Consider the following 25943-nt stretch of genomic DNA (forward strand, 5'->3'; position numbering starts at 1 on the left):
GGCTGTCGGGCTCACCGCGCTGGCTGATGAGGACGAGACTATGATTTGTGTAGCCAGGTGTCAATAGGCTTCTTTTCCTGTAGCCAGGTGTACGCTGGGCGCCGATGTAACAAGGGGGATTCGTGACTGAAGCGACTGCACAGCGCGTGCGGCCCGCGGGGGATCCGCTCCGCAGGGCACTAGAGCTGGTCGGTGACCAGTGGACGCTGCTGATCCTGCAGAGCCTCTTCCTGCGCTTCCGGCGGTACGAGGAGCTGCGCCTGCGCCTGGGCATCTCCCCGACCGCGCTTTCCGGGCGCCTGCGGGACATGGTGGACGCGGGCATGCTCGTGCGCGTGCCGTACCGGGACGCCCGCCGGACCCGGCACGAGTACCGGCTCACCGAGCGCGGCCTGGAGCTGTGGCCGCTGCTGATTTCGATCTGGGCCTGGGAACGCGAGTGGGTCGACGGCCGCCGCGAGGTGCTGCCGACGCTGATCCACCTCGACTGCGAGCTGGCTACATCAGCGCCCCTCGGCTGCGGCGCCTGCGGCCGCCGGGTCGACGCCCGCGACGTCCGCGCCGAACGCCTCGACAGCACCGGCGTCGCCGCCGCGACGGCGTCCAAGCGCTTCCGCCGCAAGGACGCCGAAGGCCTGGCCGGCGACCCGCTGATGTTCTTCCCGGACACGATGGAGCTGCTCGGGGACCGCTGGTCGACCGGGCTCCTGGTGTCGGCGCTGCTCGGCGCGCGGCACTTCTCGGAGTTCGAGCGCGAGCTGGGCATCGGGCCGAGCGTGCTCTCGGGCCGGCTGAGCAAGCTCGTCGAGGTCGGGGTGCTGCGGACGGGCGTCGCGAAGACCCGCACGGACGCGCGTGACTACCGGATGACGGCGAAGGGCCTGGCGTTCTTCCCGGCGCTGGCGTTCATCGCCGAGTGGTCGCGCGGGTTCGAGGTCACCGGCCAGGAGCCGGACATCACGCTGCACCACGTCGAATGCGGCAACCGGCTGCGGCCGATGCTCCTGTGCGACCATTGCGGCCGTCCCCTGACCCGCAAGTCGGTGCAGTTCGGCGGAGTACCGACGCCCAAACGGTGACGGCGTGACGTAATCGACTCGCCAAGGGCCTCCGCCACTGCCAGGCTGGAGTGGTCACACGTCGTCAGTTCCGGAGGTAAGCATGAGTGAACCGAGTCCCTCGCCCAGCGGCGAGGAGGAGGACGACGTCAAGCGCAAGTTCCGCGAGGCACTGGAGCGCAAGCAGGCGCACGCGCGCTCCGGGGCGTCGAACGAGAGCGGCGGCGGCAAGAACCAGCACGCCCACGGCCCGGCGGCGAACAAGCGGACGTTCCGCCGCAAGAGCGGCTGAGACCTCCCCTGATCTCCCGGTCCAAGGCCCCCATCGCCCGCGGTGGGGGCCTTCGGCGTGTTCAGGGGTTTTCCCGCGTCTTCGGCTCGAGCGGCACCGGCCCGCACGCGCCCTCGATACCGTGCGGAAATGAAGAACTGGGCGGGCAACCACGTCTTCGCCGCGGACCGGATCGCCCGGCCGTCGAGCGTCGCGGAGCTCCGGCAGCTGGTGGCGGACGCGCCGCGGGTCAAGGCGCTGGGGACCCGGCACTCCTTCACCGACATCGCCGACTTCCCCGGCGGCGTCCTGGTCGATCCGGCGGGCCTCGACATCCCCACCGAAATCGACGCCGGCGCGGCCACGGTGACCGTCGGCGCGGCGGCCCGGTACGGCGATTTCGCCGGAGCCGTGGACGAGGCCGGGTTCGCCCTGGAGAACCTCGCGTCGCTGCCGCACTGCACGGTCGCCGGCAGCGTCGCCACCGCCACCCACGGCTCCGGCGAACGGGTCCGGAACCTCTCGGCGGCGGTCTCCGGCCTCGAGCTGGTCACCGCCGACGGCACGCTGCGCCACTACACCCGGGAACGGGACCCGGACGTCTTCCCCGGCCTGGTCGTCAACCTCGGCGCGCTCGGCGTCGTCACCCGGGTGACCCTCGACCTCGTGCCGTCCTTCTCGGTGCGGCAGGACGGGTTCACGATCCCGTGGTCCTCGGTGCTCGACGGGTTCGACGAGCTGCAGGCCGCCGGGTACAGCGTCAGCCTGTTCACGCCCTGGGTCGGGGATACCGCGGGCCTGGTCCTGCTCAAACGCCGCGTCGACCCGGGCGCGAACGCGCTCGCGCCGCCCGGCTTCCCCGGCGCGACGCCGGTGCCGTCACCGCCGGGCGGGAACTTCACCGGCTGGGGTGTGCCGGGCCCCTGGCACCACCGGCTGCCGCACTTCCGGCTGGACTCCGTGCCCAGCGTCGGTGAAGAGCTGCAGTCGGAGTTCTTCGTGCCCCGCGCGGACGCCGTCGCGGCGCTGATCGAGATCCGCGCGCTCGGGGAACAGCTGGCCACGGCCTTGCACGTGTCCGAGATCCGCACGGTCGCCGGCGACGACCTGTGGCTGAGCCCGTGCCACGGCGGCGACCGCGTCGGCATCCACTTCACCTGGCAGCCGAAGCCGGACGCCGTCGCGGCGGTGCTGCCGCTGATCCGGGAACGGCTGGCCCCGTTCGGCGCCCGGCCGCACTGGGCCAAGCTGTTCCCCGGCGACCGGTGGCCCGCCGAGCACTACCCGGAGCTGCCCCGGTTCCGCGCGCTGGCCGACGAGCTCGACCCGCGGGGCGCCTTCCGCAACCCGTACCTCCGGCGGCACGTCTTCGGGGACCGGCTCAGGGCGTGAACGAGCCCAGGTGGTCCAGCACGACGAACTCGCTGGCCGGACTCGCCGCCGTCACCGCCTTGCGCAGGATCTCCAGGCCGCCGTTGGGGTCTTTCGCCTGGCCCAGCGGGAGGTCGAAGTCGTCCCAGTGCGTGGCGGCGACGTAGCGCGGATTGCCCAGGGTGCGCAGCAGGCGGGGCACGTACTGCGTCACCTTCGCGCCGCCCGCCGGCACCAGGACGACGTCCGGGCGCAGGCCGGCCAGTTCGGACTCGACGTAGTTCGAGCCGCCGAAGTCCAGGACGCTCGCCCCGCCGCCGGTCACCTGGTAGGCCAGTGTGCCGCCCTCGTACAGGTCTTCGATGACCTTCGGCTTGTCACGCCGGGACAGCGGGCGCGAGCCGGGGAACGGCACCCGCGCCCGCTCGCCCGTCGCCGAGTGCAGGGAGCGCAGGATCCGGATCGAGTAGCCGTCGAAGGTCAGGTCCTCGCCGCCGTGCGCGATCGCGAGCTGGTCCTCCGGGGCGCCGAGGGCGGCCATGAGACTCAAATGGGTCTCGGTGCCGAAGACCGTCGCTCCGGTGCGTTTCGCCAGGTAGGGGACGTCGGTGAGGTGGTCGTAGTGGCCGTGGGTGACGAGGATGTGGTCCGCGCGCAGCTCGCCGCGGCCGAGGTAACCGTCGATCAGCGCCTTGTCCACCGACAGCGGGGTCTTCGGGTCCGCGCCCGCCGGGGTGTACGTGCCGGTCTTGAACCGGGTCAGCCACGGGTCGATCAGGATCGTCTTCGTGCCGGTCGAGCCCGGCACGCGGATCTCCCAGCTGTTGTTCCCCCACCACCGCACCGTCATCTGCGACGTCCTCTCGGTGGCCGCCGAAGCCGCCGAGACCCCGGCGAGGATCGTGGCCGCCGCCGCGCCCGCGCCGAACAGCCCGCGTCTGCTGAGTCCTTTGTCCATGACGGCCAGCCGATCACGGATCCGGCGTGGCTGTCCAAGATCGATCCGTCGGCATGTCGATATGTAAACAGCTATCATCGCAGCGTGGACCACCTCCGTTCGCTGCGGTACTTCCTCGTCGTCGCCGAGGAACTGCACTTCGGCCACGCCGCCGACCGGCTCGGCATCGCGCAGCCGCCGCTGAGCCAGCGGATCAAACGCCTCGAAGCCGAGCTGGGCGCGAACCTGTTCGACCGCGGCCGCCGCGTCACGCTGACCGAGGCCGGCGAGGTGCTGCGGACCGAGGCCCGGGACCTCCTCGCCCGCTGGGACCGGATGACGGCGCTGGTCGCGAAGGCCGAGCGCGGCGAGATGGACGCCCTGCGCGCGGGCGTGCCACCCGAGCTGCCCGGCCGGGTGCTGGCGGCGATCCTCACGGCGTTCGCCGGGCGGTGCCCCGGCATCCGGCTGGATCTGCAGGAGCTGACCACGGCCGAGCAGGCCCGGCTGCTGACCGGCCGCGAACTGGACGCGGGGCTGCTGCAGCTGCCGGTCGACGTCGTCGGCCTCGACCTCGGCCCCGCGATCGACACGCCGCTGGGCGTGGTCCTCCCCCGCGACTCGCCGCTGGCCCGCTCCTCGTCACTGGCGCTGGCCGACCTGGCGGGCGAGGGGCTGGTGCACGCCCCGCGCGCGGCGGCGCCGGGAAGTTACGACGCCCTGCTGCGCACGTGCTGGGAGCACGGCTTCCGCCCGGCGGCCGTCCGGCACGCGCGCAACCCGGAGTTCGCGCTGGGCCTGGTCCTGGCCGGCCACGGCGTCGCGTTCGAACCGGGCGCGCGCAAGGAGCCGCGGGTGGTGTGGCGGCCGCTGAAGGACCGGCTGGACGCGCGGATGGCGTTCGCGTGGCCGTCGTCGAGCCCGCACCCCCAGGCCGCGACGCTGGCGGAGATCGCCGCGGGAGTGCTGCGGGACGACGGCGTTTCGCGCATCGTGCCCCCGGATCCGAGCGGGGCCCGGCCGTGGGACGTCTTCTACGAGCGCAGCTGACCAACCACGTCGTGAGTGGTCAGGGCGGTTCTAACCGCCCTAACCACTCACGAGCGCAGCTGATCCACCGCCGCGCGGGCCGCGTCGCCGATCGCGCGGTCGATGTCCGGGCGCCGCAGCGTTTCCGCGCCGCCCACCGTGAACACCGCGATCGCGTACGCCGTCCCGTCCGGGTACGTCGCGATGCCGATCTCGTTGCGGACGCCCGGCATCGTGCCCGTCTTGGCCGCCACCGCGACGTCGGCCGGGAAGCCCGCGGTCAGGCGGTGCCAGCTGACCTGCGCGGTCATCCGCTCGAGGACCTGGGCGCCGGCGCCGGGATCGCTCCAGATCGCCGCCAGCAACGCGGTCATCTCCCGGGGCGTGCTCGCGGTCGTGGAAAGCGGGTCCAGGGCACGCAACGGACGTCCCGCGTCGGTGTCCTCGATGATCGTGCGCAGCAGGTCGCGCGGGGCGCCGATGATCGTCGTGCGGGTCAGGCCCAGCTCGGCCAGCAGCGACCGGACGTTCTCCACACCGACGCGGTCGAACAGCAGGTCCGCCGCCGTGTTGTCGGACACCGACAGGGCCAGCAGGGCCGCGTCACGCAGGCTGTACTCGACGTCGTCGGCGAAGCCCGATGTCCCGCTGCCGCCCAGGCGATCGGCGGCGGTGGCCCGGACGCGGTCCGCCGGGTCGAGCAGGCCCGCCGCGACCTGGCGGGCGAACTCGTACGCCAGCGCCACCTTCACCACGGACGCCAGGACGACCGGCGCGTCGGCGTCATGGCAGACCTCGGAGGCGGAACCGAGCCGGTGGGCGTGCAGGAAACCCCGCACGCCCACCGCATCGAACAGAGAGGAAAGGCTCACACGGTCATGATGGACCGCAGCCGGCCGACCTCCGCCATCCGCCGCTCGGCGAGCCGGTCGGCCGCCGTCGCCGGGGGCACGCCGTCGGCGTCGGCCAGCGCGAACACGGCCTTCGTCGTGTCGAAGATCGCGGTCGTCTTGCGCTTGGCGCGCGCGAAGTCGAAGCCGTGACGCTCGTCGTCGACCTGGATCACGCCACCGGCGTTGACCAGGTAGTCCGGCGCGTACAGGATCCCGCGGTCGGCGAGCTGCTTGTCGACGCCCACGTGCGCGAGCTGGTTGTTCGCCGCGCCACAGACGATGCGCGCGCCCAGCACCGGCACGGTCTCGTCGTTCAGCACGCCACCCAGCGCGCACGGCGCGAAGACGTCCAGCTCGGCGCGCAGCAGAGTGTCCACATCGGACACGGCCTTGACGTCCGGGTACAGCGAAAGGGTGCGCTCGATCGCCGGCGCGTAGACGTCGGTGATCGTCACCTGCGCCCCGGCCTCGACCAGGTGCCCCACCAGGATGTGCCCGACCTTGCCGACGCCGGCCACGCCGACGCGCTTGCCGGCCAGGTCCGGGCTGCCCCAGAGGTGCTCGGCCGAGGCCCGCATGCCCTGGAAGACGCCGAACGCGGTCAGCACGGACGAGTCGCCGGCGCCACCGTCCTCGGGCGAACGGCCGGTGACGAAGCGGGATTCGCGGGCCACGACGTCCATGTCGTGCACGAACGTGCCCACGTCGCAAGCGGTGATGTAGCGGCCGCCCAGGGACTGCACGAAACGCCCGTACGCGCGCAACAGCGCTTCGGACTTGAGCGTCTTCGGGTCGCCGATGATGACGGCCTTGCCGCCGCCGAGGTCGAGCCCGGCCAGCGCGTTCTTGTACGCCATGCCCTTGGACAGCGCGAGCACGTCGTCGAGCGCGTCGGTTTCGGTGGCGTAGGGGTGGAAGCGCGTCCCGCCCAAGGCGGGGCCGAGCGCCGTGGAGTAGATGCCGATGATGGCCTTCAGGCCACTGGCTTCGTCGTGGCAGTACACGACCTGTTCGTGCCCGGAGCTCCGGGCGAACACTCCTTCGGTCACGGTGGTGACTCCTTTGTCTCCCGCGCCCGGTTCGTGGCCGGGACGCGCTTCGATGGTTGGCGGGACCGAGCGCGGAGGTCGTCCGACTGCGGTTCCCGGCACCAACCTAGATCGCCGCCGCGCGCCGGACCAGTACAGGTCCCGCGATACGGACTGGTAACCCGGAGATCAGCCGCGCACCACCGCGCCGAGCGCGCCCATCGCCGTCTCCAGCTGCGTGTCCGAGAGGTACGGCGCCGGGCCGAAGCGCAGGTACGGCCCGCGGCTGTCGGTGCGGACGCCCTGCGCGGCGAGCGCGGCCTGCAGCGCGCCGGCGTCGGCGCAGCGCAGCGAGAGGAAGCCGCCGAGCATGCCGAGCGGCGTCTCGCGGTCGCGCGTGACGACGTCCTCGGGCAGCGAGAGCTTGTCGAAGACGTCGGCGAGCAGCCCCACCTGGTGCTGCGACACCTCGCGGAGGAACTCCGGCGTGAGGCCCTGCTCGGCGAAGAACCGCTGGACGCGGGCGCCGCGGTAGTGGCTCGCCGGGTCGTAGGTGGCGCCGGCGAAGCGGTCGCCGCCCATGGCGTAGGCGACGCCGCCGGGCCGCCGTTCGTCGGCGAGCGCGCCGAACTCGGCGTACCAGCCGGTGATCACCGGCCGCAGCTCCTGGGCGTGCGCGGGCAGCCGCAGGAAGCAGTTGCCCTCGCCCAGCTGCAGGTACTTGTAACCGCCGCCGAGCACCCAGGCGTTGGTCAGGCCCAGGTCGTGCAGCGGGAACGGCACCACGCCGAGCGCGTGGTAGGCGTCCACGACCAGCTCGATCGAGCGGTCGCGGCAGACGTCGGCGAGGTGCGCGAGGCCCGGGACCAGCCGGGACGTCTCGAACAGCACGGCCGACACGAGCACCGCGGCCGTGTGGTCGTCGACCTCGGCGGCGACGCGCTCGGCCAGCGTCGTCACCGGCTCGACCGGCACGCGCACGACCTCGACGCCCTCCTCTTCGAGGCGCGCGAGCTGACGGCGCAGGGTGTGGAACTCGCCTTCGGTGGTGACCAGCCGTGGTCTTCGCGGCAGCTCCATCGCGGACAGGAACCGCAGCACCAGGTCGTGGGTGCTCGCGCCGAGCGCGTACTCGCCGTGCGGGTCGCCGAGCAGCAGGCGGAAGCCCGCGCGCAGCTCGTCGGCCTTCGCGAAGGCCCGCTCCCACTTCAGGTCGACGTCCCGGGCGGCGTCGGCGAAGGACTCGAGGAGCCCTTCCTCGGCGACGTCGGGCCAGGCCTGGTGCGAATGCCCGGAGAGCAGAAGGCGTTCCCGCACCGAGAACCGCGTGTAGTGCGCGGCCAGGGCGTTCGAGTCCGCGCGGATGTCGTCGAGCGAGGTCACAATCGGCTCCGTACTGCCCAGAGATCCGGGAACATCGGCTGGAAAAGCGTGGTACGCAGGTAAGTCGCGCCGGACGATCCTCCTGTCCCGGTCTTGTCGCCGATGGTGCGTTCGACCATCTTCACGTGCCGGTAGCGCCACTCCTGCATCCCTTCATCGAGATCCACCAGACATTCGGCGACGACCGACGGGCCGCCGTCGTCGCGGTACATGTCCAGCAATATCTCCTGCAGGGCCGGGGAGGGCTCCACCGGTCGAGTGACGTCTCGATCACACTCGACCGGGTAGCCAGAAGTCTTGAGGTACGCGAGAAAAGAGTCGAACAACGACGGCCGCGCCATCGCGTCGGCGATGCCCTTGCGCTGCTCGCCGCCCTCGGGGTAGTGCGCGAACACCCGCTCGTCGCGACGCCCGAGCACCGCTTCCAGCTCCCGGAACTGGGCCGACTGGAAGCCGCTGGAGGCGTCCAGCCGGGCGCGGAAGCTGGTGAACTGGCTGGGCGTCATGGTCTCGAGGACGTCGATCTGCGCGACGGCGACCTTGAGGATCGACAGGATCCGCCGCACGGTGCGGATCGCGTGCGCGGTCGTGCCCGCTTCGAGGCACTCCTGCAGGTACGTCGCTTCGTGCAGCATCTGCTTGAACCACAGTTCGTACACCTGGTGGATCACGATGAACAGCAGCTCGTCGTGCTCCTCCGAACGCGGCCGCTGGGCGCCCAGCACCTCGTCCAGGGCCAGGTACGAGGTGTAGCTCAAGGCTTCCTGCGTCTTGGCGTCGATTTCGGTCATCCTCGGGTCACCTCGTCGAAGTGGCGCTGGGCCGCGGGGGCCAGCGCGGTGTACAGATCGTGGAACAACTCGACCGCGGCCGCCCGGTGATCCGGTGCGGGCACCAGTTCGGCGGGCAGTTCCGGGTCGAGCGACGGGAACGCGCGGAAGGTGTGCACCAGCCGCGTGCGGACGTCGAAGGCGGTCCGGTCGGCCAGGTCTTCGCCGGGGTAGCGGCCGAACTGCCCGACGAACGCCGTGTAGCGCGCGGCCAGCTCGTCGAGGTCCCAGGCCCGGCCGGCGAACCGGCGGACGTCGAGCGCGGCGGACGGCCGGCCGAGCAGCAGCCCGGCGTGCTCGGTGACGTCCAGCTCGCCGAGCAGCGCGAGCACCTCGGCCTCGCGGTCGTGCGGGGCGATCCAGGTGCCGTCCGCGTACGGCCCGAAGCCGAGGAACCGCAGCCGCCGCACCAGCCGTTCGCGGGCCTGCCGGCGGGTCTCGGGGATGTTCTGCCACAGCACCGTCCACTCGCCCGCGGCGCGCTCGCGGCGACCGAGGGAGAAGATCCGGTGGTCGCCGTCGGCGAGCAGGGCGACCGCGCGGCGGGTCAGCGAGTAGTGCACCGTGCGGCCTTCGCGGTGGCGCGTGAGCAGGCCGCGCCGCACCAGGCGGGTCAGCGCGATCCGGGCCGCGCCGTCGGAAAAGCCCAGCTCGGCGAGCACCGCGACCAGGCCGCCCGACCACACCCGGCGCGTCTCGCGCGGGTGCACGTAGCTGCCCAGCAACGTCACGACCAGCTCCTGGGGGCTGGCTTCGAAGGCATCGACGGGCACGGGCGCAACTCTATACACCTCAGGCCGCTGCGGTGTAGCTTGATTTGCGTGACGTACTTCGCGGACCTCAGCTCGCGGCAGGTCGACGCCCTGGTTTCGGGTGACCGCGTCCCCGTGCTGCTGCTCCCGCTGGGCGCGATCGAGCCGCACGGCCCGCACGCGCCGCTGGCGACCGACCCGCTGATCTCGCGCGGGATGTGCGAGCGCGCGGCGTCCCGGCTGGCCGCCGACGACGACGTCCAGGTGCTGATCCTCCCCGAGATCCCGTACGGCGTGACGCGGTTCGCGGCCGGGTTCGCCGGCGGCATCCACATCGGCGAGGAGACGCTGCACGCGCTGCTGGTGGACGTCGGCGCCGCGCTGATCGGCCAGCGACTGCCGCGGATCCTGCTGGTCAACAACCACTTCGAGCCCGCGCACCTGGTCACCCTGCGGCGCGCGGTGGAGACGCTCAACTTCGCCTACGACGGGCACGTCGCGCTGCTCGACCTGGTCCGGCGGCGGCACGCGCAGCGCCTCACCGAGGAGTTCCAGTCGGGCGAATGCCACGCCGGGCGGTACGAGACGTCGCTGGTGCTGGCCGACCGGCCCGAACTGGTCGACCAGGTCGTCATGCGGGAGCTGCCGCACGTCCCGGTCAGCCTGGCGTCGGCACCTCCCGACGGTGGCTTCGTCGCGATGGGGATGTCCGACGCCTACTGCGGCAAACCCGCCGAGGCGACGGCTTCGGAAGGCGAAGAGACCTTCTCGGTCCTGACCGATCTGCTGGTGGACGCGATCCGGGAGCTGGCCCGTGCCTGAGCCGTTCAACCTCGCGTCCTACTTCGTCGACCGGCACGCGTCAACGGACCGGACCGCGTTGTTCGTCGGCTCGCGGGAGGTCGGTTACGCGGCGCTGGCGAAGCTGGTCAACCGCGCCGGGAACGTGCTGCGTGACGCCGGTGTCCGAAGTGGACAGCGGGTGCTGCTCGCCCTGAGCGACGGCGAGGAGTTCGTCGCCACCTGGTACGGCGCCCAGAAGATCGGCGCGGTCACCGCGGAGGTCTATCCCTTCCTGCAACCCAAGGACTACGCGTACTACCTGGGGTACACGGAGGCCGTCGCGGTCATCGCGGACGCCGTCACGCTGCCCGCACTCCGCGAGGCGGGTGCGCGGAACCTGCTGGTCACCGGCGTTCCCGAGAGCGAGCTACGGCCGGGCGAGCGTCCATTCCGGACACTGCTCGACGCCGCGTCCGACGAACTCGAAGCCGCGCCGACCACGCTGGACGACGTCGGGATCTGGAAGTTCACCACCGGCAGCACGGGCGCGCCCAAGGCGTGCGTGCATCCCTTGCGGAGCGCGAAAGAGAGCTTCGAGCGGTACGCCGTGCAGGTGCTCGGGCTGCGTGAGGACGACCGGATTTTGGCTGTGCCCAAGCTGTTCTTCGGCTACGCGCGCGATCTGGTGGCGCTGTTCCCGTTCGGCGTCGGCGCGGCCGGGATCGCGTTCCCCGAACGCAGCACGGCGGACCTGATGTTCGAGCTGATCGCGCGGTACCGGCCGAGCGTGCTGGTGAACGTGCCGACCATGATGAGCGCGATGATCGCGCACCCGGCCGCGGCGTCACAGGACCTGAGCTGCCTGCGGATGACGACGTCGGCGGGCGAGGCGCTGCCCGCGGAGCTGCACCGGAAGTGGGACGCGGCGTTCGGCGTGCCGGTGGTGGACGGCATCGGATCGTCGGAGGCGTACCACATCTACCTGTCGAACCGGCCCGGCTCGATTCGGGTCGGCACGCTCGGGACCGAGGTGCCCGGCTACACCGCGCAGGTCGTCGACGAACTCGGGAATCCCCTGCCGGACGGCGAAATCGGGCCGCTGCGGGTCACCGGGCCGACGATCGCGCTGGAGTACTTCGGCGACGCGGAGAAGTCCGCGAAGACGTTCGACGGCGACACATTGACCTCCGGTGACCTGTTCAGCCGGTCCGGCGGGTTCTTCAAGCACCACGGCCGCGCGGACGCGCTGCTCAAGGTCGGCGGGGTGTTCGTCGCGCCCGGCGAGATCGAGGACTGCCTGCTCGGCCACGGGGCGGTGATGGACTGCGCGGTCGTCGGCCACGAGGTCGGCGGACTGGTGCTGCCGCGCGCGTACGTCGTGCTGCGGCCCGGCGCGTCCGTGGCCGCGGACGAGCTGAAGGACCACGCCAAGGCACATTTGGCCAAGCACAAATACCCCCGTGAGGTGGTCTTCGTGACCGAACTCCCCCGCACCGCCAACGGCAAGCTCGACCGGCGCGCGCTGGCGGCCCGCCCGTGAGCCGGCTGGTCGTGGTCACCGGCGGCACCCGCGGCATCGGCGCCGCGATCGCCGCGCGGTTCCGCGCCGCGGGTGACACCGTGCTAGCGCCGGGCCGCGCGGACTGCGACGTCACCGACGAGAACGCCGTCTCGGAGTACTTCGCGGCGGCGGGCCCGGTGGACGTACTGATCAACAACGCCGGGATCTCCTCCAGCGCCCCGGTTTCCCGGACCACTTTGGACGATTGGCGCCGGCAGATCGACGTCAACGCGACCGGGGCGTTCCTGTGCACCCGCGCGGTGCTGCCGGGGATGCGCGAGCGGGACAGCGGCCGGATCGTCACGGTCGCGTCGACGGCGTCGCACGTCGGCTACCGCTACACCGCCGGCTACACGGCGTCGAAACACGCGGCGGCCGGCCTGATGCGGGCGGTCGCGGCGGAGCTGGCGGGCACCGGCGTCACGGCGAACGCGGTGTGCCCGGCGTTCGTCCGCACCGACATGACGGCGACGTCGGTGGCGCGGATCCAGGAGCGCACCGGGCGCGATTCTTCCTCCGCGGAAGCTGCGTTGGCGGCGGCGTCTCCGCTGGGCAGACTGCTGGAACCGGACGAAGTGGCGTTCGCGGTGTCCTTCCTGGCGGCCCCCGAGGCCGCCGCGATCAACGGCCAGACCCTCGTACTCGACGGCGGAGGAATCCAGCTATGAGCCCGTTCCGCGCGACCGCACCGCTCACGAAGGAGTGGGAGCACTTCGAGTTCACCGTGGCCGACGGCGTCGCCACGGTGACGCTCGACCGGCCCGAGAAGCTGAACGCGCTGACCTTCGACGTCTACGCCGACCTGCGTGACCTGATCATCGAGCTGCCGCAGCACGAAGACGTCCGGGTGCTGGTGATCACCGGGCGCGGGCGCGGGTTCTGCTCCGGCGGCGACGTCGAGGAGATCATCGGCGAGCTGCAGAAGTTCGAGACGGCGGAGCTGCTGGAGTTCACCCGCATGACGGGCGCGGTCGTGAAGGCCCTGCGCGAGTGCCCGCTGCCGGTGATCGCGGCGGTCAACGGCGTCGCGGCGGGCGCGGGTTCGGTGATCGCGCTGGCCAGCGACTTCCGGCTGCTGGCGCGGTCGGCGAAGTTCGCGTTCCTGTTCACCAAGGTCGGCCTGGCCGGCGCGGACATGGGCTCGGCGTACCTGCTGCCGCGTCTGGTGGGCTTGGGCCGCGCGACGGAACTGCTGATCCTGGGTGACAAGGTGTCGTCCTCCCGTGCCGCCGAGATCGGCTTGGCCACCCAGGTGGTCGAGGACGACGAGCTGCCCGCCGCCGCGACGGCGTTGGCCCGGCGGCTCGCGGACGGCCCGGCGTTGGCGTACGCGACGACCAAGGTGCTGCTGACCCGCGAGCTGGACATGGACCTGGGCAGCGCGATCGAGCTGGAAGCGGTGACCCAGGCCCTGCTGATGACGGCGAAGGACCACAAGGAGTTCTACGCGGCCTGGTCCGCCGGGCGCGAACCCCGCTGGACCGGCCGCTGACGGTCGGCTCACGTACCCAGACAGTCGGCTCACGCACCCAGACAGTCGACTCACGTGCCCAGAGGGTCGGTTCGTGAGCCGACCCTCCAGGTACGTGAGCCGACTGTTCAGGTACGTGAGCCGACCCTCCAGGTACGTGAGCCGACTGTTCAGGTACGCGAGCCGACTGTTCAGGTACGGGTCAGAGCCGGGTGATCGCGATCTTCGACTCCTCCAGGGAGCCGAAGTACAGCCGGCCGCGCCACTCGCGGACGCCCACCAGCATGTGGAAGCCGTCGATCTCGCCCCGGAACTCGTGCACCACCGTGCCGTCCGCCGCGACGCCCAGGACGCCCACCTCGCGCCCGGGGCTCGGCTGCAGCGACGTCGGCAACCGCCGGACGCCCGCGCGCACGAACGCCGGCAGCCGGCGGACCACGTCCAACGCCGCCACCTTCGGGGACGCCTGCGTGATCCAGATCAGGCCGTCCGTGCCCGTCGAGATGTTGTCCGGGAAGCCCGGCAGGTCGTCGACGAGGACGTCGGCGCGGCCGTCGGCCAGCCGGACGCGGGAAACCCGGCAGGCGCCCGTCTCCGCGACCGCCACGAACGACTCGTCCGGCGCCAGCGCGACGCCGTTGGCGAACTGGAGGCCGTCCAGGACCAGGTCGATCGCGCCGTCCGGGGTGCGGCGCAGCAGGCGGCCGCCCGCGGTCTGCTCGATCAGGTCGTCGCGCCAGTTGTCGATGCCGAAGCGGCGTGACGAGTCCGTGAAGTAGATCGTGCCGTCCGCGGCCACCGCGGCGTTGTTGCAGAACACGAAGTCCAGGCCCAGCGCCGAGGTCGCCAGGACGGACGGAGTGCCGCCGGAAAGGGGCACCACCAGCAGCCCGGCCCGCGCGTCGCAGATCAGCAGCTCGTCGTCGCCGTAGAGCTCCAGGCCCAGCGGACGGCCGCCGGTGTCGGCGATGGTTTCGACGCCGCTGCCGTCCGGGGTGAAGCGGAGGATGCGGCCGTCGTCGACGCCGGTGTAGATCCGGCCTTCGCCGTCGACGACGACGTCCTCCGGGCCGTGGCCGCCGACCGGGATGAGCGTGACTGGACCGAACCGCATCGGACGTCTCCTACCGGTAGGTGAGCAGCTGGGCCGCTTCGGCCTCGAAGTGCGGGTGTTCGTTGAACGACAGCATCGTGACACCGCCGCGGCCGGAGACCAGCTTGGTGATCCCGCCGTTGACCGTGACGCGGTTGAGTTTGAGCAGGCCCACTTCGGGCGTCCCCAGCAACGCGCCGCAGACGGTCGCGATCACGCCGCCGGAGGTGAACACGACCGCGTGCTCCCCCTTGCCCAGCGAGGCCACCAGATCTTCCAGCGCGGCCCGGCAGCGGGCCAGGAACACCGGCCACGTCTCGGCGCACGGCCCCGAGGAGCCGGCCTCGATCCACGCGGTCAGCGCCTGGTCCAGCACACCCTGGTACGCGCGCGAGTCCTCCTGCGGTGCGCCGCCCGCGTGGTGCACGCCGATGTCGACGTGGTCGTACTCGTTCCAGCGCGGGTCCTCGACCACCGGCACGTCGGTGCCGAGCACCTTCAGCGCCGTCGCCGCCGTGTCGCGCTGCCGGGCGAGCGTGCCCGACCGGATCCGGCTGAAGGAGACGTCACGCCGCAGCAGTTCCGCACCGACCACAGTGGACTGCTCGAAGCCGCGCGGGGACAGCGCGTCGTAGTCCGCCGCGCCGAACGACGCCTGTCCGTGCCGGACGAGGTAGATGGCGCCCACTTACACGCTTCCCTTCGCGATGATCTCGCGGCAGCGCCAGTCGAGGTACCCGACGAACTGCCAGAAGTCCTTGAACGCCGGGTTGCGCGTGGCGCCGTCGTGGTAGCGCCGGTAGAGCTGCTGCAGCACCGCGGCGAGCCGGAAGAGGCCGTAGACCTCGTAGAACCGCCAGTCGCCGATCGCGAGCCCGGTCTTCCCGGCGTAGCGCGCGACGAACTCCTCGCGGGTGAACGTGCCCGGCAGGTGCGTCGGCTGGCGGCGGCTGGCCTGCATGACGTCGTCGTCATCGGCCTGCACCCAGTAGGCCAGCATGCTGCCGAGCTCCATCAGCGGGTCGCCGAGCGTCGCCATCTCCCAGTCGAGGACGCCGGCGATGTTCAACGTCGACGGCCCGTCCAGCACCAGGTTGTCGAGCCGGTAGTCGTTGTGGATCAGGCAGATCTTCACTTCGCCGGGCCGGTTCGAAGCCAGCCAGCCGCGCACTTCGGCGAAGTCGGGGACGTTGTCCGTGCGCGCCGCGGTGAACCGGTCCGACCAGCCCCGGATCTGCCGCTCGACGTACCCCGCGCCCTTGCCGAGGTCGCTCAGCCCGGCGCGTTCGACGTCGACCGCGTGCAGGTCGACCAGCCGGTCGACGACCTTGCCGGACAGCTCGCGCGCCTGCTCGGGGGTGAGCGTCATGCCCTCGGGGAGGTTGCCGCGCAGGATCAGGCCGTCGAGCTTCTCCATGACGTAGAAGTCGCCGCCGAGCACGGCCGGGTCGTCGCCGAAGGCGAGCATCTCCGGCACGTACGGGAACACCGGCCTGAGCGCGTGCTGCACGCGGTACTCGCGCCGCATGTCGTGCGCCGACGCGGCTTTGTGCCCGGCCGGCGGACGGCGCAGGATCAGCTCGCGGTCCGGATAGGTGAGCAGGTAGGTCAGGTTCGACGCGCCGCCGGGGAACTGCCGGACTCGCGGCGGCTCGGCGCCGAGGCCGCTCACGCGGACCGACAGCCACGCGTGCACCGCGGCGGCGTCGAAGGCGTCCTCGGCGCGGACATCGACGGTGGTGTCGGTGGTGTCGGTAGTGCTCACGCGAACCTCCGCAGGATCCAGACCGGCACGACGCGCATCGCGAGGCTCAGCGGCACCCACGGCCACGCCGGGACGTAGGCCCGCGCACCCTCCGCCTCGACGGCCTTCACCAGCGCGCGGGCGCCCGTGTCGGCCTTGGCCAGCAGCGGGTTCCGGCCGATCCGGTCGTTCATCTCGGACTCGATGTACCCCGGCCGGATGTCGGTGACCTTGATGCCCTTGCGCTTCAGCTCGGCGCGGGCGCCGTCGACGAACGCCGAAATGCCCGCCTTCGACGCGGCGTACGCGGTGAGGTTGCCCGGCAGGCCGCGGATCGCGCTGAACGACGAGACGACGGCGATGTGCCCGCTGCCCTGCTCGCGGAAGATCCCGGCGGCGGCCTCGATCTGCGCGGCGGCCGCGACGAAGTTGACTTCGAGGGTCTGGCGGTTGGCGTCGAACCGGCCCTTGCCGACCGGCTGCCCCTTCCCGAGCCCGGCGTTCACGATCACCCGATCGAGGGACCCCAGCTCGGCGCGGAACTCCTCGAAGACGCGGAAGACGCTGTCGTGGTCGGTGACGTCCAGGGTGCGCGTCACGACCTTGATCCCGGGGTGGGCCGCGGTCAGCTCGGCGGCGAGTTCTTCGAGGCGCTCCGTGCGCCGGGCGCACAACGCGAGGTTGCGCCCCTTCGCCGCGAACTGCCGGGCCATGCCTTCGCCCAAGCCGCTGCTCGCGCCCGTGATCAGGATGTTCTTCCGGAGCGTCATGGACCGGATGCTACCCGGTGGTAATAAGACCGGTGGCCCGGCGCTGGGGGCGTCGCCGGGCCACCGGTCATCGCGCGGCCACACCGGCCGGTCGCACAACGCGGCCGGGTGAACCGGAGCCGGAACCGCTCTCGCGGCCGGTTCGCCTGCGTCCGGGTGGACCGTGAGGGGGAGGCGGGGCCACCGGCGCAGGCAAGTCATACAAGCGCGTCCGCCCAGGCCGGGGCAATGGTTCACAGTTGCCAGTACTAGCCCGTTCGCCCGAGTGGACGCACGTCCGAGGCGATCGAGCACCCCCGTGAAGAGGGACGCGGATCATGCCGGGAATCCTGCTAACGTGCACCGTGTCGGGGATCGTCGGGGGGACGGCACGGGGCGGGTCGGATCGGCAATGGCGGGCAGCACGGCGGACCACGTGGTGAGCGGCGGTCAGGAAGGTGGACGCACCGCGTTCGCCACGCAGCTGCGCGCGGCCATCGCCACCAGCGGGCTCTCGCTCGACCGCATCCAGGCCCGGCTGCGGGCCCGCGGCGTCGTCGTCAGCGTCACCGCGCTCAGTTATTGGCAGTCCGGCAAGCGGCAGCCGGAGCGGCAGAGCTCCCTCTCGGCCGTGCGCAGCCTCGAAGAAATCCTCGACGTCCCCGCCGGCGCCCTGCTCGGCCTGCTGCCCCCGCCGCGCCCCCGTGGCGGCGCCGGGAAACGCCAGGCCGGCGGCGAGCCCATGTCGTTCCCGCGCGAAGTACTGCTGCCGATGCTCGCGAAAGTCGGCGCGGCGGACGCGCTCGAACGCCAGCACCCGCTGAAGATGGTCGGCCTGCACGACCTGTGCGAGATCGCCGAGGACGGCGGTCAGCGCTCGGTGACCGCCCGCGCGGTCTTCCAGGCCGGCACCGACGGCCTGGACCGCTGGCTGCTGGTCTACACCCAGGACGACCCGGCCGCCGGGCCCCCGGAGCTGCACGCGGTGCGCAACTGCCGGATCGGGCGCGCGGAGGTCGACGAGAAGCACGGCCTCGTCGTCGCCGAACTCGTCTTCGACCAGCCGATCGACCGGGGCGAGACGCACCTGATCGAGTACACCCTGACCAACAGCGGGCCGCCGTACCCGGAGTGCCGCAACACCCACTACCGCGAGTTCCGCCGCCCGGTGCGCGAATACCTGCTGGAAGTCCGGTTCGCGCCGGGCACCGCGCCCGAGCACTGCTGGCAGTACTCGCGCAACGGCAACGCCGGCTCGCTGTCGCGCCGCCCGCTGAAGCTGGACGGCGCGGACGGCGTGCACGCGGTCGCGCTGGACTTCGGCCCCGGCGTCTTCGGCATCGACTGGGAGTAGCGGCTCAGGAAAGCTTGGTGCGCAACACCTTCCCGGTCGCGTTGCGCGGCAGCTCGGCCAGGAACTCGACGTCGCGGGGCACCTTGTAGCGGGCCAGGTTGGCCTTGACGTAGTCGCGGACCGCGTCGACGTCGAGGTCCGCGCCGTCGGCCAGGACCACGAACGCCTTGAGCCGCTGGCCGAACTCGGCGTCCTCGACGCCGATCACCGCGGCCTCCAGGACGTCCTCGCGCTCGACCAGGAGGTTCTCCACCTCGATCGGGAACACGTTCTCGCCGCCGGAGACGATCATCTCGTCGTCGCGGCCGTCGATGAAGAGCAGGCCGTCGTCGTCGAAGTGGCCGACGTCGCCGCTGGAGAGCAGGCCGTCGATGATCTCCTTGTGCCGGCCGTCGGTGTACCCGCCGAAGCTGAGGCCGCTGCCGACGAACACGCGGCCGGTGACGTGCGCCTCGGTGATCCGGCCGCCCTTTTCGTCGTACAGCGCGACTTTGCAGCCGACCGGCGCGCGGCCGACGGTGCCCGGGGCCTTCACCCAGTCCTCCGGCGTCGCGACCGTGGCGACCGCGACCTCGGTCGAGCCGTACAGGTTGTGCACGACCGGGCCGAACGCCTCGTTGGCGCGGTTGCCGAGGTCCGGCGACAGCGCCGAGCCGGCGACGAAGATGATCCGCAGCGACGACGTGTCGTACTTCGCCCGGACGTCGGCGGGCAGGTCGACGATGCGCTGCAGCATGGTCGGCACGAGCACCAGCGCGGTGCACTTGTGCTCGGCGACGCCGCGCAGCGTCTCCTCCGGACTGAACTTGCGGCGCATCACGACGGTCGAGCCGAGCGCGAAGGACAGGATGAACTGCGACAGGCCGGTGCCGTGGAACAGCGGCGCGCCCATGTACGTGGCTTCGTTGGCGCGCAACGGGATCCGGTCGAGGAACTGCGCCGACGCCAGCGCGGAGGTGTGCGGCCGCGGCGCACCCTTCGGCGTCCCGGTGGTGCCGCTGGTCAGCAGCACGAACCCGCCCGGTTTGGCCGGCGCGGGCCACGGCCGGTCGTCGGTGCTGGCGATGATCTCGGCGAGCACCGGGACATCCCGGTCGGACAGATCGCTGTCATTGTCGACCCAGGCGAGGTAGCGGTCGACGTTCTCCGGCATGGCGTCGAGCAGGCCGGTGAACTCCTGGTCGTAGACCAGCGCGGTGACCTTCTCGCGCTTCGCGACGTCGGCCAGCTGCGGTTTGGCGAAGCCGGTGTTCATCAGCAGCAGGCGCACGCCGAGCTTGCCGGCCGCGGCCATCGTGAGCACCAGGCCGCGGTGGTCGCGGCACAGCGCGGCGACGACCTGACCGGGCTTGATCCCGCGCTCCGACCAGGCCCGGGCCAGCGCATTCGACTGGTCGTCGAGCTGCTTGTAGGTGAGCGGGCCGACCTCGTCGACGATGCCGACGGCGGTCGGGTCGCGGCGCGCGGAGATGTGGTTGGCGCCGGCGAACGGCCCGTACTTGCGGATCGCGACCAGGGACCGGAGGCCTTCGTCGACGCGGGGAAAGGGCACCAGCCCGGCCCGCCGCATCACGTCGACACTGCGCGCCGTCTCGGCCACCTTGTCCGCCACTTGCGTGGCGAGCGCGACCAGGCTCATCCGGGCACCTCCGTTGCTGCGGGAAGAGCGCCCCACTCCGTACCGGCGGTATGGGGGCTACTCGACAGTAAACCAAGCCCACCGCGCCCGCACCAGACGCACTCGCTCCGAAACTGTCGGTGGTAGTCGGCACACTGTGTCCGTGCAGGTGATCGCGGGGCGGGAGGAGGACGGGAGCTTCACCGTGCGTTCGCCGTCCTCGACCTTGTCCGGCCTGGACGAGGCGGGTTTCGCGGCGTCGGCCCGGGAGCTGGAGGCGGCCCACGAGCCGAGGTGGGTGTTCCCGTCGGCGGAGCTGACCTACCCGGTGCTGGTCGCGGCCGGCGTGCGGGTGCGGCGGTGCTACGACCTCGCGCTGGCGGAGGGGCTGCTGCTGGCGCACGCGGGGCAGGAGGACCAGTCGCGGAGCTTGCGCGCGGCCTGGGCCAGGGCGAACGGGGAAGAACCGCCGTCCGATTCGGCGACCGTCGAGCTGGCTCAGCCGACCCTGTTCGACACCCGGGCCCCGACCCTGCCCGACGGCGTGACGGTCGTCACGGCGGTCGAGCGCGTGCTGGCCGAGCAGGAGCGGCGGGTGGCGGCGACCGAGCACCCGGACCGCTTCCGGCTGCTGCTGGCCGCGGAGTCGGCGAGCGCGCTGGCCGCGGTGGAGATGTCGGCCGACGGCCTGCCCTGGCGCGCGGACCTGCACGAGGAGCTGCTGGTCTCGCGGCTCGGGCCGCGGGTGCGCTTCGGCGAGCGGCCGAAGGTGCTGGTCGAGCTGGCGGCGAAGATCACCGAGGCGTTCGGCGGGCGCGCGGTCAACCCGGACTCGCCGCCGAGCGTCGTCCGGGCGCTGGCCCGGGCCGGGATCGAGGTGCCGTCCGCGCGGAAGTACTTCCTGAAGGGCATCGACCACCCGGCCGTCGGGCCGCTGCTGGAGTACAAGGAGCTGTCGCGGCTGTACACGGCGAACGGCTGGACGTGGCTCGACGAGTGGGTCGCCGACGGCCGGTTCCGCCCGCACTACGTCGTCGGCGGCGTGGTGTCCGGCCGCTGGGCCAGCCGCGGCGGCGGGGCGTTGCAGATCCCGAAGGTGCTGCGCACGTGCGTGCGCGCGGACCCGGGCTGGAAACTGGTGGTGGCCGACGCCGCCCAGCTGGAGCCGAGGGTCCTGACGGCCCTGTCGGGCGACCGCCGGCTGGCCGACGTCGCGGCGGCGACGGACCTGTACGCGCGTCTGGCCGAAGCGCTGTTCTCGGGCGCCCGCTGGGTCCCGTTGTCGCCGGACGACGACCGGGACGACCGGGCACGCGCGAAGATCGCGATGCTGTCGGCGATGTACGGCGGCACGTCCGGCGAGGCGGGTCCGCTATTGGCCTTGCTGCGGCAGCGGTTCCCGGACGCGGTGTCCTATGTGGAGCACGCGGCCCAGGCGGGTGAACGCGGCGAGCGCGTCCGGTCCCGGCTCGGCCGCACCTCGCCGGCCCCTTCGGCGGCTTGGCGTGCCCTGACGGGTGGGTTGGCTTCGGACGAAGCGGCGGAGCTGAAGGCCCGCCGGGCGTCGCGCGGCTGGGGCCGGTTCACGCGCAACTTCGTCGTCCAGGCGAGCGCGGCGGACATGACGGCGGTGATGCTCGCGACGCTGCGCCGCCGCCTGCCGTCCCCCGCCCACCTGGTCTTCTTCCAGCACGACGAGGTGATCGTCCACACCCCGGCCGAGCTGGCCGACGTGGTCTCTTCGTCCATTGTGGACAGCGTCACGGAGGCGGCGACGATGTTGTTCGGCCCGGCGTGCCCGGTCCGCTTCCCGATGCACATCGCCCCGGTGGACACCTACGCCGACGCCAAGTAGCCGTGTCGTCCACCTGAGTACGCGTGTCGTCCATCCGTGTACGCGTGTCGTCCACCGGAGTACGCGAGGCCGCCGGCCGGTCCGTCCGGCCGCGTACCTGAACGGACGATACGCGTACCTGGGTGGACGACACGCGTACCTGGATGGACGACACGGCGTCAGGCGAGGGCGTCGTCCAAGGCCTTCGTGATGCGTTTCAGCGAGACCGGGTGGGCCGTGCCCAGGGTCTGGGCGAAGAACGAGACCCGCAGCTCCTCGATCATCCAGCGGACCTCGTCCAGCGCCGGGGACGACGTGCCGGGCGGGAGCGATGCGAGAGCCTCGCGGTACTCGCCCGTGATCCAGGCGATGTCCGCCGTCCGCTGAAGGTCGCGGGTCGGTTCCGAGACCAGCTTCTCCAGGCGGCGCGAGATGCCCTGCAGGTAGCGGATCACGTTGCGCAGCCGGGACGCGCCCGTCGCCGTCACGAAACCCGGGTACACCAAGCCGGAAAGCTGGGCCCGCACGTCCGCCAGGGACTCCGCCGGGCCGCGGGTCGAGGGCAGCGCCACCTCGACGTCGTTGGCCGCGCGCAGGATCTTCTCCACGTCCGTCAGCACTTCCAGCACCTCGGGGTGCAGGCCCGCCCGGACCTTCTCCAGCAGCACCTTGAACCCGGTCTCGTCGAACGCCGGGCCGCCGCCGGCCGCCATCAGCGCGTCCACCGCGCAGTCGACGCAGTCCTCCAGCAACGCCGCCACACTTCCGTGCGGGTTGCGGTTCAGGACCAGCTTCGACGAGTTGGACAGCGACCTCGTGATGAACTTCATCGGCGAGCTCAGGTTGAGCCGCAGCATCCGCCGCGAGCCCGCCCACATCGCGTGCTCCTGCTGGGCCGGCGTGTCCAGCATGCGGACCGCCACCGTCGCGCCTTCGTCGACCAGCGCCGGGTACGCCTTGACGTCGTGGCCGCGCTGGGTCGAGGCGAAAACCCTTGGCAGCGAACCGAACGACGGCTTCGTCAGGCCCGCTTTCTCCAGGCTGTTGGCCGCCTTCGAGATGGTCTCCCGGACCTTCGGCGCCAGCTTGAGCCGCAGCAGCGAGACGTCCTTGCCCTCGGCCAGCTTCTTGCCACGCTCGTCCACCACCCGGAACGTCATCTTCAGGTGCTCCGGCACCGCCGAAAGGTCCCAGTCGGAGAAGGGGATCGTGATTCCGCGCAACGCCCGCAGCTCGCGGCCGAGCACCTCCAGCAGCGGTCCGTCCGAAGGGGACACTCGCGAAAGGACGTAGTTGGCCGTGTCCGGCGCCGGGACGAAGTTGCGGCGCACCGCCTTCGGCAGCGACTTGATCAGCTGCGTCACCAGTTCCGACCGCAAGCCCGGCACCTGCCAGTCGAAGCCGTCCTCGGTGACCTGGTTCAGCACCGGCAGCGGGATGTGCACGGTGACGCCGTCCGCGTCCGCGCCCGGCTCGAACTGGTAGGTCAGCTTGAAGACCTGCGTGCCCTGCGTCCACGAGTCGGGGTAGTCGCCCTCGCGGACGCCGCCCGCGGTCTCGTTGATGAGCATCGACTTCTCGAACGACAGCAGGTCCGGCTGCTCGTGGCGGGTCTTCTTCCACCACGTGTCGAAGTGCCGCACCGAGACGACGTCCGCGGGGACACGGGAATCGTAGAACTCGTACAGCGTCTGGTCGTCGACGAGGATGTCGCGGCGCCGCGCCCGGTTCTCCAGGTCTTCGACCTCTTCCAGCAGCGCCCGGTTCTCGGCGAAGAAGTGGTGCCGGGTCTGCCAGTCGCCTTCGACCAGCGCGTGCCGGATGAACAGCGCCCGCGACATCTCGGGATCGATCCGGCCGTAGTTGACGCGCCGGTCGGCGATCAGCGGGACGCCGTAGAGCGTCACCTTCTCGATCGCGATCACCGCGCCCTGCTTGCGTTCCCAGTGCGGCTCGGAGTAGCTGCGCTTGACGACGTGCTGCGCCAGCGGCTCGACCCACTCCGGCTCGATGCGCGCGTTGACCCGCGCCCACAGCCGGGACGTCTCGACCAGCTCGGCCGACATCACCCAGCGCGGCTGCTTCTTGAACAGCGCCGAACCGGGAAAAACGCCGAACCGCGCGCCGCGCGCGCCCAGGTAGTCGCCCTTCGCCGGGTCCTTGAGGCCGATGTGCGAGAGCAGCCCGGCGATCAGCGACGTGTGCACCTTCTGCGGGTCGACGGCGTCGGTGTTCGTGTTGAGCGAGATGCCGAGCGGCTTGGCCAGCTGGCGCAGCTGGCTGAAGATGTCCTGCCACTCGCGCACGCGCAGGTAGTTCAGGAACTCGTTGCGGCACAACCGGCGGAACTGGTTGCTGGACAACGCCTTCTGCTGCTCGGCGACGTACTCCCACAGGTTCAGGTAGGCCAGGAAGTCCGACGTCGGGTCCGCGAACCGCGCGTGCTGCTGATCGGCCTGCTGCTGCTTCTCCGACGGCCGCTCCCGCGGGTCCTGGATGGACAGCGCGGCCGCGATGATCATCACTTCGCGGACGCAGCCGTTGCGGGCGGCTTCGAGGACCATCCGGCCCATCCGCGGGTCCACCGGCAGCTGCGCGAGCTTGCGGCCGGTGTCGGTGAGCCGCCGGTCGCTGTTGCCGGCGGCCTCGCTGTCGAACGCGCCGAGCTCCTGCAGCAGGCCGATGCCGTCGGTGACCTGACGGCGGTCCGGCGGCTCGACGAACGGGAACGCCGCGATGTCGCCCAGCCCCAGCGACGTCATCTGCAGGATGACCGAGGCCAGGTTGGTCCGCAGGATCTCCGGGTCGGTGAACTCGGGCCGCGCCTCGAAGTCCTCTTCGGAGTAGAGCCGGATGCAGATGCCGTCCGACGTCCGGCCGCAGCGGCCCTTGCGCTGGTTCGCCGACGCCTGCGACACCGGCTCGATCGGCAGCCGCTGCACCTTGGTGCGGTGGCTGTAGCGCGAGATCCGCGCGGTGCCCGGGTCGACGACGTACTTGATGCCCGGCACGGTCAGCGACGTCTCGGCGACGTTGGTCGCGAGCACGACCCGGCGTCCGGTGTGCTGCTGGAACACGCGGTGCTGATCGGCCGCCGACAGCCGCGCGTAGAGCGGCAGGACCTCGGTGCCCCGCAGGTCGGCGCGGTTGAGCACGTCCGCGGTGTCGCGGATCTCGCGCTCGCCGGAGAGGAACACCAGGACGTCGCCCGGGCCCTCGGCGCACAGCTCTTCGACGGCTTCGAGGATGCCCTGGGTCTGGTCGCGCTCGTCGTCCCCTTCGGGGTCTTCCGGGTCGGCGAGCGGCCGGTAGCGCACCTCGACCGGGTACGTCCGGCCGGAGACCTCGACGATCGGCGCGTCGTCGAAGTGCTTCGAGAACCGCTCCGGGTCGATGGTCGCCGAGGTGATGATCACCTTGAGGTCCGGGCGCCGCGGCAGCAGCTGCTTGAGGTAACCGAGGATGAAGTCGATGTTGAGGCTGCGCTCGTGGGCCTCGTCGATGATCAGCGTGTCGTACTGGAGCAGCGACCGGTCGGTCTGGATCTCGGCCAGCAGGATGCCGTCGGTCATCAGCTTGACCAGCGTGTCCTGCCCGGACTGGTCGGTGAACCGGACTTTGTAGCCGACGGTGTCGCCCAGCTCGGTCTTCAGCTCGCTCGCGATCCGGTCGGCGACCGTGCGCGCGGCCAGCCGGCGCGGCTGCGTGTGGCCGATCTGGCCGCGGACGCCGCGGCCGAGGTCGAGGCAGATCTTGGGCAGCTGGGTGGTCTTGCCGGAGCCGGTCTCCCCCGCGACGATCACGACCTGGTGCGCGGCGATGGCCGCGCCGATCTCGTCCTTGAGCCTGCTGACCGGCAGTTCTTCGGGGTATTCGATCTTGGGCACGCTCTCGCGGCGCGACAGCAGGCGCAGCTCGGCGGCGTCGACGTCGGCGGCGATCCTGGCGAGGGCGCTGTCGCGGTCGCGGGCCTTGCGGGCACCGTCGAGCCGCCTGCGCAGCCGCTGCTCGTCGCGCGGCATCAGCTCGGGCAGGCGCGCACGCAGCGCTTCGAAAGGAGATGGCGTGGACATACTTGGGCCAAGGATAGCCGTGCGTGACGAGGCGGGCTCCTGAATATCCCCGCGGCGTGACCGGCGGCACCCCGGAAGTCCGTGAAGGCCTCCTTGAGGGACTCTGAGTCC

General features: G+C 71.5%; 22 protein-coding genes. 10 read left to right on the plus strand and 12 right to left on the minus strand.

The window, feature by feature from the left end; translation table 11 throughout:
* Positions 1–122: 122 nt before the first annotated feature.
* From OHS18_RS19620 to OHS18_RS19630, 3 genes are all read left to right on the plus strand, one after another.
* Positions 123–1079: a winged helix-turn-helix transcriptional regulator gene (locus OHS18_RS19620; protein WP_328618005.1), complete on the plus strand. Its 957-nt coding sequence runs from the start codon at positions 123–125 to the stop codon at positions 1077–1079.
* Positions 1080–1161: 82 nt separating this feature from the next.
* A complete protein-coding gene (locus OHS18_RS19625; protein ID WP_328618006.1) occupies positions 1162–1350 on the plus strand; it encodes a DUF5302 domain-containing protein in 189 nt (62 codons plus the stop codon).
* Positions 1351–1479: 129 nt separating this feature from the next.
* Positions 1480–2721 (plus strand): FAD-binding protein, encoded by a 1242-nt coding sequence (locus OHS18_RS19630; RefSeq protein WP_328618007.1) that lies wholly within the window; start codon positions 1480–1482, stop codon positions 2719–2721.
* Here OHS18_RS19630 and OHS18_RS19635 read toward each other — a convergent pair.
* Positions 2711–3658, minus strand: coding sequence for an MBL fold metallo-hydrolase (locus OHS18_RS19635; RefSeq protein ID WP_328618008.1), 948 nt, complete (start codon positions 3656–3658; stop codon positions 2711–2713). The two genes, OHS18_RS19630 and OHS18_RS19635, sit on opposite strands and share 11 nt — an antisense overlap.
* Before the next feature lie 84 nt (positions 3659–3742).
* On the opposite strand from OHS18_RS19635, the gene OHS18_RS19640 reads away from it, so the two are divergent.
* Positions 3743–4687, plus strand: coding sequence for a LysR substrate-binding domain-containing protein (locus tag OHS18_RS19640; protein ID WP_328618009.1), 945 nt, complete (start codon positions 3743–3745; stop codon positions 4685–4687).
* Positions 4688–4734: 47 nt separating this feature from the next.
* On the opposite strand, the gene OHS18_RS19645 is transcribed toward OHS18_RS19640, so the two are convergent.
* The 5 genes from OHS18_RS19645 to OHS18_RS19665 form a co-directional block, all read right to left on the minus strand.
* Positions 4735–5538, minus strand: a complete 804-nt coding sequence (locus OHS18_RS19645; RefSeq protein ID WP_328618010.1) for a serine hydrolase — start codon at positions 5536–5538, stop codon at positions 4735–4737.
* On the minus strand, positions 5535–6608 hold the full coding sequence (locus OHS18_RS19650; protein ID WP_328618011.1) for a Glu/Leu/Phe/Val dehydrogenase dimerization domain-containing protein: 1074 nt from the start codon (positions 6606–6608) through the stop codon (positions 5535–5537). The genes OHS18_RS19645 and OHS18_RS19650 overlap by 4 nt, the downstream gene beginning before the upstream one ends.
* Before the next feature lie 168 nt (positions 6609–6776).
* The gene (locus tag OHS18_RS19655; protein WP_328450505.1) at positions 6777–7970 is read right to left on the minus strand and encodes a kynureninase; all 1194 of its coding nucleotides are present in this window, start codon (positions 7968–7970) and stop codon (positions 6777–6779) included.
* Positions 7967–8761 carry a tryptophan 2,3-dioxygenase gene (locus OHS18_RS19660; protein WP_328618012.1) on the minus strand — a complete coding sequence of 265 codons (795 nt, stop codon included), beginning with the start codon at positions 8759–8761 and terminating at the stop codon, positions 7967–7969. The genes OHS18_RS19655 and OHS18_RS19660 overlap by 4 nt, the downstream gene beginning before the upstream one ends.
* Complete coding sequence (locus tag OHS18_RS19665; protein WP_328618013.1) at positions 8758–9573, minus strand: PaaX family transcriptional regulator; 816 nt, start codon at positions 9571–9573, stop codon at positions 8758–8760. The genes OHS18_RS19660 and OHS18_RS19665 overlap by 4 nt, the downstream gene beginning before the upstream one ends.
* Before the next feature lie 48 nt (positions 9574–9621).
* Here OHS18_RS19665 and OHS18_RS19670 point away from each other — a divergent pair, with 48 nt between their 5' ends.
* Genes OHS18_RS19670 through OHS18_RS19685 form a run of 4 tightly spaced genes read left to right on the plus strand, consistent with a single transcriptional unit; the run spans position 9622 to position 13388 of the window.
* Positions 9622–10374 (plus strand): creatininase family protein, encoded by a 753-nt coding sequence (locus tag OHS18_RS19670; RefSeq protein ID WP_328618014.1) that lies wholly within the window; start codon positions 9622–9624, stop codon positions 10372–10374.
* A complete protein-coding gene (locus OHS18_RS19675) occupies positions 10367–11875 on the plus strand; it encodes a benzoate-CoA ligase family protein (protein WP_328618015.1) in 1509 nt (502 codons plus the stop codon). Before OHS18_RS19670 ends, OHS18_RS19675 begins: the two co-directional genes overlap by 8 nt.
* A complete protein-coding gene (locus tag OHS18_RS19680; protein WP_328618016.1) occupies positions 11872–12564 on the plus strand; it encodes an SDR family NAD(P)-dependent oxidoreductase in 693 nt (230 codons plus the stop codon). Before OHS18_RS19675 ends, OHS18_RS19680 begins: the two co-directional genes overlap by 4 nt.
* The gene (locus OHS18_RS19685; RefSeq protein ID WP_328618017.1) at positions 12561–13388 is read left to right on the plus strand and encodes an enoyl-CoA hydratase family protein; all 828 of its coding nucleotides are present in this window, start codon (positions 12561–12563) and stop codon (positions 13386–13388) included. Before OHS18_RS19680 ends, OHS18_RS19685 begins: the two co-directional genes overlap by 4 nt.
* Positions 13389–13569: 181 nt before the next feature.
* Here OHS18_RS19685 and OHS18_RS19690 read toward each other — a convergent pair whose 3' ends face one another.
* Genes OHS18_RS19690 through OHS18_RS19705 form a run of 4 tightly spaced genes read right to left on the minus strand, consistent with a single transcriptional unit; the run spans position 13570 to position 16974 of the window.
* Positions 13570–14481, minus strand: coding sequence for an SMP-30/gluconolactonase/LRE family protein (locus tag OHS18_RS19690; protein WP_328450492.1), 912 nt, complete (start codon positions 14479–14481; stop codon positions 13570–13572).
* A 10-nt stretch (positions 14482–14491) separates the two neighbouring features.
* Positions 14492–15148, minus strand: a complete 657-nt coding sequence (locus OHS18_RS19695) for a histidine phosphatase family protein (protein ID WP_328618018.1) — start codon at positions 15146–15148, stop codon at positions 14492–14494.
* Complete coding sequence (locus tag OHS18_RS19700) at positions 15149–16225, minus strand: phosphotransferase family protein (RefSeq protein WP_328618019.1); 1077 nt, start codon at positions 16223–16225, stop codon at positions 15149–15151.
* Positions 16222–16974 carry an SDR family oxidoreductase gene (locus OHS18_RS19705; protein ID WP_328618020.1) on the minus strand — a complete coding sequence of 251 codons (753 nt, stop codon included), beginning with the start codon at positions 16972–16974 and terminating at the stop codon, positions 16222–16224. The genes OHS18_RS19700 and OHS18_RS19705 overlap by 4 nt, the downstream gene beginning before the upstream one ends.
* Positions 16975–17365: 391 nt before the next feature.
* On the opposite strand from OHS18_RS19705, the gene OHS18_RS19710 reads away from it, so the two are divergent.
* A complete protein-coding gene (locus OHS18_RS19710; RefSeq protein ID WP_328450485.1) occupies positions 17366–18307 on the plus strand; it encodes a hypothetical protein in 942 nt (313 codons plus the stop codon).
* A gap of 4 nt (positions 18308–18311) precedes the next feature.
* Here the strand turns inward: OHS18_RS19710 and OHS18_RS19715 are convergent, their stop codons facing one another.
* The gene (locus tag OHS18_RS19715; RefSeq protein ID WP_328618021.1) at positions 18312–19946 is read right to left on the minus strand and encodes an acyl-CoA synthetase; all 1635 of its coding nucleotides are present in this window, start codon (positions 19944–19946) and stop codon (positions 18312–18314) included.
* 142 nt (positions 19947–20088) lie between these two features.
* Here OHS18_RS19715 and OHS18_RS19720 point away from each other — a divergent pair, with 142 nt between their 5' ends.
* On the plus strand, positions 20089–21780 hold the full coding sequence (locus OHS18_RS19720) for a bifunctional 3'-5' exonuclease/DNA polymerase (protein ID WP_328450481.1): 1692 nt from the start codon (positions 20089–20091) through the stop codon (positions 21778–21780).
* A gap of 158 nt (positions 21781–21938) precedes the next feature.
* Here OHS18_RS19720 and hrpA read toward each other — a convergent pair whose 3' ends face one another.
* The gene (gene hrpA, locus OHS18_RS19725) at positions 21939–25832 is read right to left on the minus strand and encodes an ATP-dependent RNA helicase HrpA (RefSeq protein WP_328618022.1); all 3894 of its coding nucleotides are present in this window, start codon (positions 25830–25832) and stop codon (positions 21939–21941) included.
* Positions 25833–25943 lie beyond the last annotated feature (111 nt).

Origin of the sequence: Amycolatopsis sp. NBC_00355 (assembly GCF_036104975.1) — a bacterium.
GTDB lineage: Bacteria > Actinomycetota > Actinomycetes > Mycobacteriales > Pseudonocardiaceae > Amycolatopsis.

Bases quoted from the DNA above. Each gene is read 5' to 3' on its own strand.
- OHS18_RS19635 (WP_328618008.1), bottom strand. From the start codon at position 3,658: ATGGACAAAGGACTCAGCAGACGCGGGCTGTTCGGCGCGGGCGCGGCG.
- OHS18_RS19625 (WP_328618006.1), top strand. From the start codon at position 1,162: ATGAGTGAACCGAGTCCCTCGCCCAGCGGCGAGGAGGAGGACGACGTC.
- OHS18_RS19710 (WP_328450485.1), top strand. From the start codon at position 17,366: ATGGCGGGCAGCACGGCGGACCACGTGGTGAGCGGCGGTCAGGAAGGT.
- OHS18_RS19715 (WP_328618021.1), bottom strand. From the start codon at position 19,946: ATGAGCCTGGTCGCGCTCGCCACGCAAGTGGCGGACAAGGTGGCCGAG.
- OHS18_RS19705 (WP_328618020.1), bottom strand. From the start codon at position 16,974: ATGACGCTCCGGAAGAACATCCTGATCACGGGCGCGAGCAGCGGCTTG.
- OHS18_RS19690 (WP_328450492.1), bottom strand. From the start codon at position 14,481: ATGCGGTTCGGTCCAGTCACGCTCATCCCGGTCGGCGGCCACGGCCCG.
- hrpA (WP_328618022.1), bottom strand. From the start codon at position 25,832: ATGTCCACGCCATCTCCTTTCGAAGCGCTGCGTGCGCGCCTGCCCGAG.
- OHS18_RS19660 (WP_328618012.1), bottom strand. From the start codon at position 8,761: ATGACCGAAATCGACGCCAAGACGCAGGAAGCCTTGAGCTACACCTCG.
- OHS18_RS19685 (WP_328618017.1), top strand. From the start codon at position 12,561: ATGAGCCCGTTCCGCGCGACCGCACCGCTCACGAAGGAGTGGGAGCAC.
- OHS18_RS19630 (WP_328618007.1), top strand. From the start codon at position 1,480: ATGAAGAACTGGGCGGGCAACCACGTCTTCGCCGCGGACCGGATCGCC.